This window comes from Cohnella hashimotonis, assembly GCF_030014955.1.
Classification (GTDB): Bacteria; Bacillota; Bacilli; order Paenibacillales; family Paenibacillaceae; genus Cohnella; species Cohnella hashimotonis.
On the sequence record NZ_JAGRPV010000001.1, the window covers coordinates 8,514,727 to 8,527,279 of the forward strand.

At 64.5% G+C, this 12,553-nt stretch carries 9 protein-coding genes and 1 riboswitch; of the genes, 3 read left to right on the plus strand and 6 right to left on the minus strand.

Going from position 1 to position 12,553, the window contains the following annotated elements; genetic code table 11:
• Positions 1–1,199 precede the first annotated feature (1,199 nt).
• The 6 genes from KB449_RS34005 to KB449_RS34030 form a co-directional block, all read right to left on the minus strand.
• Positions 1,200–1,901 carry an ECF transporter S component gene (locus KB449_RS34005; RefSeq protein ID WP_282912593.1) on the minus strand — a complete coding sequence of 234 codons (702 nt, stop codon included), beginning with the start codon at positions 1,899–1,901 and terminating at the stop codon, positions 1,200–1,202.
• Positions 1,874–3,673 (minus strand): ABC transporter ATP-binding protein, encoded by a 1,800-nt coding sequence (locus tag KB449_RS34010; protein WP_282912594.1) that lies wholly within the window; start codon positions 3,671–3,673, stop codon positions 1,874–1,876. Before KB449_RS34010 ends, KB449_RS34005 begins: the two co-directional genes overlap by 28 nt.
• Positions 3,646–4,536, minus strand: a complete 891-nt coding sequence (locus KB449_RS34015; RefSeq protein ID WP_282912595.1) for an energy-coupling factor transporter transmembrane component T — start codon at positions 4,534–4,536, stop codon at positions 3,646–3,648. The genes KB449_RS34010 and KB449_RS34015 overlap by 28 nt, the downstream gene beginning before the upstream one ends.
• Positions 4,533–5,426 (minus strand): DUF4430 domain-containing protein, encoded by an 894-nt coding sequence (locus KB449_RS34020; RefSeq protein ID WP_282912596.1) that lies wholly within the window; start codon positions 5,424–5,426, stop codon positions 4,533–4,535. The genes KB449_RS34015 and KB449_RS34020 overlap by 4 nt, the downstream gene beginning before the upstream one ends.
• Positions 5,427–5,458: 32 nt before the next feature.
• Complete coding sequence (locus KB449_RS34025; RefSeq protein ID WP_282912597.1) at positions 5,459–7,474, minus strand: S-layer homology domain-containing protein; 2,016 nt, start codon at positions 7,472–7,474, stop codon at positions 5,459–5,461.
• A gap of 447 nt (positions 7,475–7,921) precedes the next feature.
• Positions 7,922–8,116: riboswitch (cobalamin riboswitch) on the minus strand.
• Positions 8,117–8,128: 12 nt separating this feature from the next.
• Positions 8,129–9,139: a LysR family transcriptional regulator gene (locus KB449_RS34030; RefSeq protein WP_282912598.1), complete on the minus strand. Its 1,011-nt coding sequence runs from the start codon at positions 9,137–9,139 to the stop codon at positions 8,129–8,131.
• A 152-nt stretch (positions 9,140–9,291) separates the two neighbouring features.
• Here KB449_RS34030 and KB449_RS34035 point away from each other — a divergent pair, with 152 nt between their 5' ends.
• From KB449_RS34035 to KB449_RS34045, 3 genes are all read left to right on the plus strand, one after another.
• Entirely contained in the window at positions 9,292–10,377 is a 1,086-nt protein-coding gene (locus tag KB449_RS34035; RefSeq protein WP_434082573.1) for a branched-chain amino acid aminotransferase, read from the plus strand.
• Between the two features lie 99 nt (positions 10,378–10,476).
• Complete coding sequence (locus KB449_RS34040; RefSeq protein ID WP_282912600.1) at positions 10,477–11,604, plus strand: MBL fold metallo-hydrolase; 1,128 nt, start codon at positions 10,477–10,479, stop codon at positions 11,602–11,604.
• Positions 11,605–11,613: 9 nt separating this feature from the next.
• On the plus strand, positions 11,614–12,516 hold the full coding sequence (locus KB449_RS34045) for a DMT family transporter (RefSeq protein ID WP_282912601.1): 903 nt from the start codon (positions 11,614–11,616) through the stop codon (positions 12,514–12,516).
• Positions 12,517–12,553 lie beyond the last annotated feature (37 nt).

Sequence of the window (12,553 nt, forward strand, 5' to 3'; positions counted from 1 at the left end):
TGGCGGCGATTCGCGGGCAGGGCAGTAAGCGCGCTATCCGCGTATCGGCTATCGGCTATTGGCGTTTCGGCGTGTGGCGCTGTTCGGTTGTGCTGCGGCTCGAAATAACTGCATTTGTGCAGGTATTTTTCTCGGACCAACGACGCGCGACGGAAAAACTGCAAATATGCAGGTAAATTTAATCCGTAAGCCGAAATTCGGGCTGATGGGGCAAAAAAGCTGCATTTTTGCATCTATCCAGTCTAAAAGAGGTTAGACCGGCAAAAATAGATGTATATTTGCAGGCTTTGCGGTGCAAGAACGGCGCCGCAAGAAGCCGCCGCTGCAAGCGCGAAAGCAGCGTTACAAAACGACGAGGGCGCTGAAGCGTGCGGTAAGCGAGGAAACCGGCGTGTTTACAGGGAAAGGGCACGCTCGAAATCATTTGGCGGAGGAATTGTAAAAATAAAATGCGGTTTGTGTAAAAATAAAAGAAAAAACGAGGATTTTAATGGATACGGGAGCATGCGACGGGCTGACGCCGCCTCGTGGGCGGAGAGGCTCGTTTATCAATATTCAGAAAATTTGAATAATTGAATCCGCTGTCTTATAATGAGGGCAACTCAAACGAAAGGGGATAGTCCAATGGGCCAGGTAAGCGAAGCATATCCGCAGCGTACGGAAATGTGTCGAACGCAACCGCCCGGCAATTGACGTAACGCGGCGGTCCGGGTATGCGGGAATCCAACGATTACGAGCAAGGGACGACTCTTCGGCAAGCAAGGCGCGAACCGGTCGGTTCGGACGGCGAGCGGATAAGAAAGCGCACGATGATGCAGAGAACGACGATTAAACGAACGGCAAATAAACGAACGATGCAGTAAACGAACGATGCAATAAACGAACGACGAATAAACGAACGATGAGCAAGAGAACGGCGAAAAAAGTATGAGGTGAGAGGTGTCGCGGCAAACGAGCGCCAAGGGCGCCGGCAAGACCCTTTAAACGCACGAATGCGCGTACGACCTTTTGGAGGTCACATTTAAAATGAAGTCTAAGAAGATTACGATCATGCGCAAGCGAATCTGGATGAATCTTCGGAAACTTAAGATGGGAGCGTCTTGAGACAATTGAATAGCAAACCAGAACAGTAGAACACCCGGTTATCAGCTGTTAACCGGGTGTTCTGTTTGTCGTGGGCGCATATTCGGAGCGGCTGATCAGCGGCGGGCGCTTCGGCTTTCGAGCAGTCCGTACTTTTTGCGGATGCGATCGAGCAGCCGTACCCAGCTGAGGCCGAAGAAGCCGAGGAACAGCACGTTCGCCGCCGCGTGAGCGAGATCGAAGTAGAAGCTCTGGGCGTATGTGATCAGGAAGAGCTGCCAGCCGAAGGCGTCGGGGAGGCTGAGCAGCGACCACACGTTCATGATCCAGCCGAAAAGGAAGCCCCAGACGAGGCCGAAGGCGCACAGGCCGATCCGCGACTTCATGAAGCGCGTATGGCGCAGCCAGCCGGCCGAGGCGCCGACCATGCCCCAGGCGAACATTTGCCAGGGCGTCCAGGGGCCCTGACCGAGGAACAGATTCGAGGCGAGCGCGGCGACCGCCCCGACGATGAAGCCGGCTTCGCTGCCGAAGACGAGCGCAGCGACGATAACGACGAAGGACGTAGGCTTAAAGCTCGGCAGCGGCGCGAACGCGATCCGTCCCAGCGCAGCGACGGCCGCCATCGCGGCCAGCATCGCGATCTCGCGCGGCTCGAGCCTGCGCCGTTCGAAGCGGACGAATAGCGGCGCCATGGCCAGCGTCATCGCGACGGCCGACAGGAGCAGGTAGTGGCCGTCCCAGATCGCCGAAGCGACGGCCAGGCCGGCGGCGAGGAGAATGGCGGCGATCAGGAGCGCGCGGCTTCGCTTGTCCATCTGCGCATAACCTCCTCCGCCGTAACGGCGTCCGGATACCGGTGCCTGACCGCCCGGTTTACGGCTGTCGTGTAAAAATAGTTGCCGCCGAAGAAGAGCGGCGGCTCCGCGGCGGCGGCGATCTCTCCGTCGTAGAGCAGGGCGCACCGGTCGGCGTGGCGGGCGGCGAATTCGGCGTCGTGCGTCACCATGACGATCGTCATGCCTTCCTCGCGCAGCTGCAGGAGGAGAGCTGCGAAGGCTTCCTTGGCATCGGGATCGAGCCCCTTGGTCGGCTCGTCGATGCAGAGGATGTCCGGGCGCGGGAGAAGGGCGAGCGCGAGCGCCAGCTTCTGCTGCTGGCCGCCGCTGAGATCGTGCGGATGCCGGTCCGATAGCGCGCCGAGATCGAACGCCTCCGTCCAATGCGCGATCTCGGCGGCGGCCGCGCCGCCCCTGTATCCGGCGTGCTCGGCCTCTCTCTCGAATTCTTCGCGTACGGTGTCGCTGCTGAAGTAGAGCATCGGGTTTTGCGCGAGATAGCCGAGCTTGCGTCCCGGCGCGATCGCGATCTTGCCGCGCTGCGGCTTGCGCAAGCCCGCCATGAGCTGCAGCAGCGTGGACTTGCCCGCGCCGTTGCCGCCAAGGATGGCGAGCAGCTCGCCTTCGCGCACTTGGAGACTCAACTTGCGCAGAACATCGGGGAGGTCGCGCTCGAAGCGGTAGGTAAGCTCGCGACAGGACAGCGCTTCGGCGAAGCCTTGGGCGCCTTGGCGGGCTGACAAGCGAAGCAGGCTGCGCAGCTGGGAGACGCCGCTTGAAGCCGGCGGCCGGCGGGTCTCTGCGCCGTCCGCGGACGCCTGTCCGTGCGGACCGCCTGCCATAGGCGCATGGTCTGCCGGTCCGTCCGAAGCCGCGCGTTCCTCGGCCAGCCGGTCGAGCGCGGCGACCGCCTCGCGCACGGTAAGCGGTAGCGGCGTGTCCGGCGCGGCCGCCGTTCGATCCGCGGCGCCAGTACCTGCGTCGTCTAGCGCGGCGAGCAATCTGGCGACGGACGGCACGTACAGCCGCTCGCGCGGATCGTCGGTCGCCCAGATCCGCCTGCAGACTTCGCCGGGCGAGCCGTCATGCCGGATTCGGCCGTCCGCCATGACGACCAGCCGGTCCGCAAGCGGCAAAATGTCGTCCAGCCGATGCTCGCTCGCGATGACCGTCACGCCGAACTCCTCGTTCAGCCGGCGCAGCAGATGCACGAACTCGCGGGCGGCGACGGGATCGAGCTGGGACGTCGGCTCGTCGAGAAGCAGCAGACGCGGCTGGAGCAGGAGCACGGACGCCAGGTTCACGAGCTGGGTCTGTCCGCCGGAGAGCTCGTGCACGGAGCGCTGCATGAGCGGCTCCAGCCCGAAGAAGCTGGACAGCTCGGCCAGCCGCTGACGCATGACGACCTGCGGAAAGCCTCTGTTTTCCATCGAGAATGCCAGCTCGTGCCATACCGTATCCATCACGATCTGGCTCTCGGGATGCTGGAAGACAAAGCCGATCTCTTCGGCCGCGCGCCCGTCCGGCAGCGCAGCCAGCGGCCAGCCATCATAGCGCACGCTGCCGGACAGATCGCCGACGGGCGCAAGCTCGCGCTTGAAGTGGCGGAGCAGCGTCGTTTTGCCGGAGCCGGAAGCCCCGCACAGCACGACGAACTCGCCTTTGCGTATGGACAGGTCCACTTCCGTCAGCGCAGGCTGGGCCGCGTCCGGATAGCGGAAGGTCAGGCGCTGCGCCGCGACGATCTCCATCGGTATCTCTCCCTCGTTTCGAATACGATCGGCATGCCTACGAAAAGCGCGAATATCGCGAAATGAATCCATTCAAAGGACCCGAGCCGGAGCGTCTCCATCCGCGGGAAAAGCGTGAGCAGGCCCCACCCCTCCCGCCAGCCCGCGAGCGCGAGCAGCAGCAGCAAGCCGAGTATGGCGAGCGTCGCCCGGTCGCGGCGATCCATTCGGTACGGGTAAAAGGCGGTCCGCTTGGCCGTGCCGTAGCCGCGCGCTTTCATCGAATCGCCGGTGCGCATCGCGTCCTCAAGCGACCAGGTCATCAGGATGCGAAGCAGCAGCGCGCCGTTCCGCAATCTGCGAATCGGACCGCCGGTCCGCATGTCGATGCCGCGCGACCGCTGGATCAGCTCGATCTGCTTGAACCTGCGGGCGAACAGCGGGATAAACCGCAGCGTCATCCAGGCGTGCAGGGCCGTCTGGGGCAGAATGGCGGAGAACAAGTACATGAACTTGTCCGTCGTCATCACCACGCGATAGGAGACGAACATCAGCAGCACGGCGAGGATGGTCATCATCGTCATGACGCCGTAGAGGACGGCCTCAAGCGTGATCGGCTGATCCATCATATAAAAAAGAATATGCCGTCCGCGGTGGGACAGCAGCGGATTGACGATCGCGAACAGCCCGCCGATCAGCAAGTAGTAGGGAAGCGAGCGCGCCAGAATCCGGCCCTGCCGCTGCAGAAGCAGGAGCGCTGTCAGCAGAACGAGCGACGCCAATTGGTAGACGGGATGAGTCAGCATCAGTCCGAGCAGGATCACGCCGGCGTAATAGATGAAGCAGACGAGCGGATGGAGGCCGGCAAAACCGCCTGCGTTCACGACCCTGTCTCCGTGCCGTCCGTGCCTTTTCCGACATCCTTGCCCATGTCGAGCGTATACAGCCATTCTACGACGTCGCCGGGTTTCAGCTTGTAAGCGCCCGCGCTCTTGCCCGGAAATTCCCCGTTCACGCGGAACAGCCAGCCGCTCTTCGCGCCCTTGTCGAACTCGTATAAATTATCGATGCCTTCTACATAAGCGGCCGCGCCGCTGCCTTGATACTCCATTTGCATCTTGCGGCTGCGGGTCGCGCGCTTCAGCGCGTCGAGCACGCTGTCCCCGGACTTGAGCTCGACCGCGGCGGGAGACAGGATCGTGCCTGTATCGCTGTCGCCCACAATCGAAAGGGTGATTTCGGCCTTTTGCGGCGCCTGGGTCGCAGCCGGGGAAGGGCTGGTCGTCGCTTGGCCGGACTGCGGAGGGGACGAAGGCTTGCCGCCGACGGTCCCGTTAGGCGTAGGCGACGTTGTCGGCGTGGCGACGGGGGCAGAGGCTTCAGGTTGTGCCGAAGCCGAGCCGGCATTGGCAGTCGCCGGCGGTATCCGGCCGCCGGAAGGCTTGGCAGTACCGGCGGTGGACGCGGCGCCTGGCGTGGCCGTCGGGCTGGCGCCGTCGGGCATGACGCCAGGCGTCGTTGTGTTGCCCGTCGCCGTTGCGGAAGCCTGCGCGCTTGCATGCGGGCTTGCTTTCGGGTCTGCTTGCGGGCTTGCCGAGGACTCGGCGACTCCTGGCTGCCGTGTCTGTGCCGCCGGTGATGACGGAGCGAAGGCGCTCGACTGACCGGACGCCGCCCCGTCATCGGAGCCGGACCCGCCGCAGCCGGCGGCCATGAGCAGCGCGGCCAGCAGGACGAACAATGCCGCGAGCCGGCCCTTGCGAATTTGCTTCACTTCCAGTCCCTCCTTGCGTATGCGCATGCTGTCTATTTAGATGAAGCCAGATTTAGATTTTTAAGCCGGAGGGCGGTCACGGCAGCCATCTCGCGGGTTACGGTGCCCGACGGATCGAAGACGCCGGCGGCGCCAAGCAGAATGCCCTTGTTCGCGACCGCATTAACGTAAGGCAAGGAAGCCGCGCGAATGCTGGAGGCATCCCGCCAAGCCGTGCCGCTCTGCGACTCGGACAGGCCGAAGGCGCGGCCGATCATGACAGCCATCTGCTCGCGCGTGATCGGATCGCCGGGCTTGAAGGCCGTCGCCGATACGCCGTTGACGATGCCGGCGCGGGCGGCTTGCATGACGGCCCCATAGTACCAGGCGGACGGCTGGACGTCGGCGAACGAGACTTCGCCGGTCATGCCGGCGAAGCCGGGACCTTGCGCTGCGCTCAGCCTGTCGCCGGCCAGCCTGACAAGCAGGGCGGCGAACTCGGCGCGCGTGATGCCGCGCTTCGGTTCGAAACGAAGCGGAGAGGCGCTCGTGCCGGATAGCAGCTTGGCCGTGTAAGCTTGATGCACCGCATCTGAGGCCCATCCGGCGATCTGCCTTTCGTCCGCGAACCGTTCGGCGGCGATCCGGTACAGCCCGGGAGCTCCGTCCGCATAACGGTCGTATGCGACCAGCGCCAGCATCGCTTGCTCCGTCGCGATGGCGTCGGAAGCGCCGCCCGGCGTGTGCGCGAAGCCGCCTTCAGCCGTCCGATACGCCAGCAACGCTTCCAGCAGGCCTCCGCCGGCCTTGACGAAGTCAGCGCCGGCAGGATCGCGCCCCGCCGCGGTCAGGCCGATGACGACCTGCGCGGCCGTCTCGCTGTTTTCGTCGCGCTCGAGCTTGAAGCCGCCGTCCGTCAACTGGACGGACGAGAGATAGGCGACGGCGCGGCCGATCGCCGCAGCTACGGCGGCCGAGCTGTTGCCGCCTTGCACGGCAGCGCCGGCCCCGGCGGCGCCGCCTTCGGCGGCATTCGCGTAAGGCGCGAGCGCGGCCAGCGCCATCGCGGTAATGTCCGCGTTGCCGGCTTCGCCGGCGGCCAGCGGGAAGCTGCCGTCCGCGTTCTGCAGCGCGAGCAGCCAATCGACGAGCTTGGCGCGCGTCCAGACCGCGCCGACCGGGACGTCGTAGCCGCCGCTGTCGAGCGCGAGCAGCGCGAAGATCGGGCCGTTGGCGCCCTGGAGCGTCAGCTTGGCGTGGTTATACACCGCGGCCACGAGATCATAGCCCGCGAACGCGCGGGGATCGGCTCCGGCCGCCCGGACGGCGAGGACGATGCGTTCCAGGTCCGTCGCCTTGCGATACGCGCCGCCTGCGGCCTTCACCTGCGCAGCCAGCTCCGCAAGGTAGGCATCCGGAACGCCGCCTCCCGAGCGTCCGAGCGCGAAGGCTTCCCATTCGGACAGCCCGGCGGCAGGCTTGGCAAGCAGAAGCTTGCGGAGCGCCGCGACGTCGGCTTTGTAGGAGGGGCTCGATCCGTCGCCCCCATCCGGCTTGACGCCCGCATTCCCGCCGGAGCCGGAATTCGGAGCGCCTACGTCAGCGCCCAGATCGAGCGTATAGCGCCAGACGACCGAATCGCCCGGCTTCAGCCGGTACATGCTGGCGCTGCCGGCGGGATATAATCCGCCGACCTCGTACATCCAGCCGCTTTTCGGTCCGAGATCGAGCTCGGACAGTCCATCGATGCTGCTCACATAAAGCGTTTCGCCCGACCCGGAAGACTTGACCTTGCCCGGGAGCGTTCGCTCGAGCACGGAGTAGGCCGTATCCCCGTTCCGCAATTCGACCTGCGTCGCAGGAAGCAAGGTGCCGCGCTGGGCGTCTCCGACGACCGACAGCGTGACGGTGCCGGTTGCAGCGCCGTTGGCGTCGGTAACCGCAGCCGCGGCGGGAGCCGCCAGGCACACGGCCAACGCGACGATCAGCATGAGCGCCAGCGGCCAGGCGCGATATGATCTGAGCGAAGGGGATAAGGTGTGTTGAAATAAAGATCGGACGTTCGGCATGGATCGGACCTCGTTTCCGGTAAAGTGGCGGCAGCATGAGGGGGCGAGCGGCTGACGAGTGATCGAGCGGACGACAGTGTCGCTGTCGGTTAGCCGGTCGGACGACAGATCCGCGGCCAAGACGGCCAAGCGGACTACAAATCCGCTATATGGCCAAGAGCCGGCGAATAGAACGCATTAGCGGACCACAGATTCGCTAAAGGCATGATCGGCGGCACAAAAGGGCGCGATATTGAAAAATAAGAGATCCGGAGTCCGCAGAAAAGCGATAAAGTGTCTGGAAATCGAAATTAGCGGAAGCTCGGTCCGTTCGAATAGAGTAGACAGCGCGCGCCGACAATTCAAAAAGCCCCTGCCGTTAACAGGGGCTGACATGAAATACCACGCCAAAGTCGAGCCGCGCAAGCGTTTTTCGCAGCGCATTCTCTTCCTTTAGCCCCCGAAGAAAGAGAATCGACGTTCAAGGCAGGTCTCCTGGCTCTTGCCTCATCGCTGCGCGGCGCCTTCCCGTCCGCTTGGACAGTGGCAACAAGCCGCTTCGCTCCGCAATTACAGTGGCGGGACCGCGCCGGATTCGCACCGGCTTCCCTATTAAGCCCTTCCGCGCCGATCGCGCCGGGGCACCTTGCCGTCATTCGGCTATTCGATTCCTTCTCATGATAGACCCCCGTCGCCGCTTTGTCCATCGGGCGTGCCGAACAAGGCGATGAAGCGCTGCGCCGCGCGGGAGAGATAACGGTCCTTAAGCCAGACGAGCCCGACCTCCGACAGCAGGTCGGCGTCGCGGATCGCGCGGCATTCGATGCCCGCCAGCGGAAACGTCGACATGACGGACTTCGGCAGCAGCGCGGCGCCGAAGCCGTGGGCCACCAGCGTGAGCGCGATCGCCACGCTCGCGCATTCGCACAGAACGCGGGGGCTTAGCTCCGCGGCCGCGAAGGCGCGCATGATCGTCTCGTGCATGACGACCGTGCGATCCGTCTTTAGCGAGACGAGCGGAAAAGCCGCGAGCTCGGCAAGGGACAGCGGCTCCGTGCCGGCGCTGATCGCCGGTCCGCCCTGTGCCGGTCCGCCCTGCGCCGGTCCGCCCTGCCCCGGTCCGCCCTGCGCCTGCGCCGCGCCGTCCGCAGCTTTCCAGGCGCCCGTCGGCAGCAGCGCGACGATCGGGTCGGAAGGGAGAGGCCGAATCTCGTAGCGGTCCTCGCCGCCGGGCGCTTCGAACGGCAGCCGGGCGACGGCGATCTCGATCTCGCGCCGTTCCAGCCGTTCGCCGAGCAGATGGTGGTCGCCTTCGCTCAGCTTGAAGCTCACGTCCGGATACCGCTCCCTGAATCGGCCGAGCGGACCGGGAAGCAGCGACGTGCAGGACACGACGGCGCCGACCGACAGCACTCCGCGCACGCCCTCGTCCAGCTCCCGCACCTCCGCCACCGTCTCCTCCAGTTGTCGGAGCAATCCGGCGGAACGCTCGCGAAGACGCTCCCCGGCCGGCGTAAGCCGCAGCCGCCTGCCCGACCGGTCGAAGAGCGCGACGCCGAGCTCCTCCTCGATCAGCCGCATCTGCCGGCTTAGCGGCGGCTGCTCCATATGAAGCTTTTTGGCCGCGGAAGTGATCTGGCCTTCCTCGGCTACCGTCAAAAAATAACGCAGCTGCCTGACATCCATCGTTCCCGCACCTCGCTAGTTCTGTTTTCAGCATACTTTAAAGGTATGGTATTCGTACAAATCAGATATTTCAAATATATTTCCGTTCGCGTTATTCTACAAGCAACACTTTGCAGGAGGGAATGACGATGGAACGAAGCGGGCAGGAAAGCATGCCATTGCATGGAATCAGGGGGCTTCAAAGCAAGGTTCGCGAGCTGCAGGAGAGCCCGGGCGGGCTCGGTTTCGGACGTTATTTTACCGATCATATGCTGCTCATGGATTACGAGGAAGGCACCGGCTGGGGCGAGCCGCGGATCGTCCCCTACGGGCCGCTGCTGCTGGACCCGGCGTCGAAGGTCTTTCATTACGGACAGACGGTGTTCGAGGGCATGAAGGCGTTCAAGTGGAAGGATGGCCGGGCGAGGCTGTTCAGGCCGCTGGATCATGTCCGCCGGCTGAACCGCTCCTGCGCGCGCATGTGCGTGCCGGCGGTGGATGAAGCGCGGGTGTTGGGAGCGCTGCGGCGGCTCGTGACCGCGGACGCGGATTGGATTCCCGAAGCGCCCGGCACTTCGCTCTATATCCGTCCGTTCGTCGTCGCGACCGAGACGCAGCTCGGCGTGGCGCCTTCCCGGTCGTACGCGTTCGTCGCGATCTGCTCGCCGGTCGGCGCCTACTACGCGGAGGGCGTGCGTCCAGTCCCGATATATGTGGAAACGGAGCATGTGCGCGCGGTCGCCGGCGGCGTGGGAGACGCCAAGACGGCGGGGAACTATGCGGCGGGGCTCAAGGCGCAGGAGGCGGCTGCGCGGATGGGCTGCGCCCAGGTGCTGTGGCTGGACGGCGTCGAACGCGAATACGTCGAGGAAGTCGGGAGCATGAACGCGTTTTTCCGCTTCGGCGACGAGATCGTCACGCCGCCGCTCGGCGGCAGCATCCTGGCCGGGGTCACCCGGGATTCGGTCATTAGGCTGCTCCGGGGCTGGGGCGTATCCGTCAGCGAGCGTCCGGTCTCGATCGGCGAGGTAGCGGCGGGCTTGCGGGACGGCAAGCTGCGCGAGGCGTTCGGCACGGGCACCGCCGCGGTCGTCTCCCCGATCGGCAGCCTGCATTGGCGCGGAGAGCGGTTGACCGTCGGCGACGGGGAGCCCGGCGAGCTGTCGAAGCGGCTGTACGAGACGCTGTCGGGCATTCAACGCGGCGAGCTGCCGGATGCCTATGGCTGGATGGAGGTCGTGCCATCCGCGGCCGAATAGCCGGATCGTGGCGGACGGGGGTCCGGTGATGATATCATCGGAGTACCGGCCCTGGGGCCGGCCGTTCGACCATCAGCCAGAGAGAAGGTCTTTTTTCATATGATAACGCTCATCGTCCTGCTCGCCGTCGTACTGCTGCTGGCAGCGACCGTCTACGCGGTGCTCGCCTTGGATCCGGTATTCGGCGCCCAGGCTTACCGGGATCGCGGACATCGCCTTCACAAGTCTCCGCAATTCAAAGACGGCAAGTTCCGCTATCCGCTGCCGACCTCGATGGTGACGTCCGCGGCGGACTATCTGTCCATGCTCCGCGACTTCGCGAAGCGGCGGCCGAACGCGCGGCCTGCGCCCGGTCGTCTCCCCGTCGTGAAGCTCGACACGGCCGCGATCGGCCGTCCCGGGCCGCTCCGCGTCACCTGGTTCGGGCATTCCGCGTCGCTGCTCGAGATCGGCGGCTGCACGATTCTCCTCGATCCGATGCTGGGCCGCGCGCCGTCGCCATTTCCCCGCTTCGGCGGCAAGCGCTACGCCGATACGATGTCCTTCGAGATCGAGGCGCTGCCGCCCATCGACGCGGTTATCTTTTCGCACGACCATTACGACCATCTGGACTACGGCACCATACGCCGGCTGCATGCCAAGGTCGGCCGCTTCTTCGTGCCGCTCGGCGTTGGCGCGCATTTGCGCCGATGGGGTGTGGACGAGAGCCGCATCGAGGAGCATGACTGGCACGAGACGTTTGAATGGGAAGGGCTGCGGCTGTCATGCTTGCCAGCCCGGCATTTCTCGGGCCGGGGGCTGGCCGGGCGGGATGCGACCCTTTGGTGCGCTTGGGCGATCGAGGGCGGCGGCCAAAAGGTGTTTTTCAGCGGAGACAGCGGCTACGGTCCGCACTTCGCGGAGATCGGCGAGCGATTCGGTCCGTTCGATCTAACGCTCATGGAATGCGGACAGTACGATCCGCGCTGGGCGGCCATCCATATGTCGCCGGAGGAGACCGTTCAGGCCCATATCGACGTAAAAGGAGGAACGCTGCTGCCGATTCACTGGGGCGCGTTCACGCTTGCGATGCACGATTGGAACGATCCGATCCGCAGGGCGTCCGCCGAAGCGGCCCGCAAAGGCGTGCGGATCATCTCGCCTCGCATCGGGGAGACCGTCGAGATCGGCTTCGAGATGAGCGGCGCGAGCGCCGACGCGGCCGCGGCCGTGGAATGGTGGAGGTGACAGCGGCCTATGCCCAAGGTTGTTTATGCCGCGCTGATCCTGCTCAGTCTCATTTGGGGCGGCTCGTTCTACTTTATTAAAGTGCTGGTGGAAGACTTCGGGTCATGGGGCGTCTCCTTCCTGCGGTCGGCGTTCGGGCTCGTTGCCGTGACGGCGATCATGCTGGCGATGCGCAAGCCGTTCGGGCTGCGCGGCGTCCGATGGCCTGCGATGGCCCTCGTCGCGATCGTGAACACGGCCTTGCCCTGGTACCTCATCGCGCACAGCGAGACGCGGCTCGACAGCAGCGTCGCCTCGATCCTGAACGCCACGACGCCGCTCTGGACGGTCGTCATCGGCGTAGCCGCTTTCCGCGCGTCCTCGAACCGGTACCAGTGGATGGGCATCGCGATCGCCTTCGCGGGCGTCGCGCTGCTGCTTGGCATCACGCCGTCCGCCGTCTCGTCGATCGATGCGACCGGCCTGCTGCTCATGATGGCCGCCACGCTGTGCTACGGACTGGGCTCGCAGCTGTCCAAACGCGTGCTGACCGGTTACTCCATGTACCAGTTGACCTTCGGCACACTGCTCTGCAGCACGGTCGCGAGCGGCGTCATGGCGCTCGTCGTCGATCCCTTCCCGGTCGAGCCGCTCGCGGACGGCACGAACCTGCTCATGCTGCTCGGACTCGGCGTCTTCGGCTCGGGCATCGGCTACATCCTGTTCTACTACATCATCCTGGCCGCGAGCGCCGAATTCGCCACGACGGTCACTTACCTCGTGCCCTGCACGGCGCTGGTCTGGGCGTACACGCTGCTCGGCGAGCGCGTCGGCTGGAATATGCTCGCGGGGCTGATCGTTATTCTCTGCGGCGTTTACTTAGCGGGGAAAAAGAAGCAGGCATCCCCCGCACTGCCGGCCGCAAAAGCATAAAATCAATAAACGGAGCGGTCCCGCCAGTCTTTGACTT

Excerpts from the sequence above, each read along its gene's own strand:
- KB449_RS34005 (WP_282912593.1), bottom strand. The coding sequence starts at position 1,901 with ATGGACAAGCGAAGCCGCGCGCTCCTGATCGCCGCCATTCTCCTCGCC.
- KB449_RS34010 (WP_282912594.1), bottom strand. The coding sequence starts at position 3,673 with ATGGAGATCGTCGCGGCGCAGCGCCTGACCTTCCGCTATCCGGACGCG.
- KB449_RS34025 (WP_282912597.1), bottom strand. The coding sequence starts at position 7,474 with ATGCCGAACGTCCGATCTTTATTTCAACACACCTTATCCCCTTCGCTC.
- KB449_RS34030 (WP_282912598.1), bottom strand. The coding sequence starts at position 9,139 with ATGGATGTCAGGCAGCTGCGTTATTTTTTGACGGTAGCCGAGGAAGGC.
- KB449_RS34035 (WP_434082573.1), top strand. The coding sequence starts at position 9,292 with ATGCCATTGCATGGAATCAGGGGGCTTCAAAGCAAGGTTCGCGAGCTG.
- KB449_RS34040 (WP_282912600.1), top strand. The coding sequence starts at position 10,477 with ATGATAACGCTCATCGTCCTGCTCGCCGTCGTACTGCTGCTGGCAGCG.
- KB449_RS34045 (WP_282912601.1), top strand. The coding sequence starts at position 11,614 with ATGCCCAAGGTTGTTTATGCCGCGCTGATCCTGCTCAGTCTCATTTGG.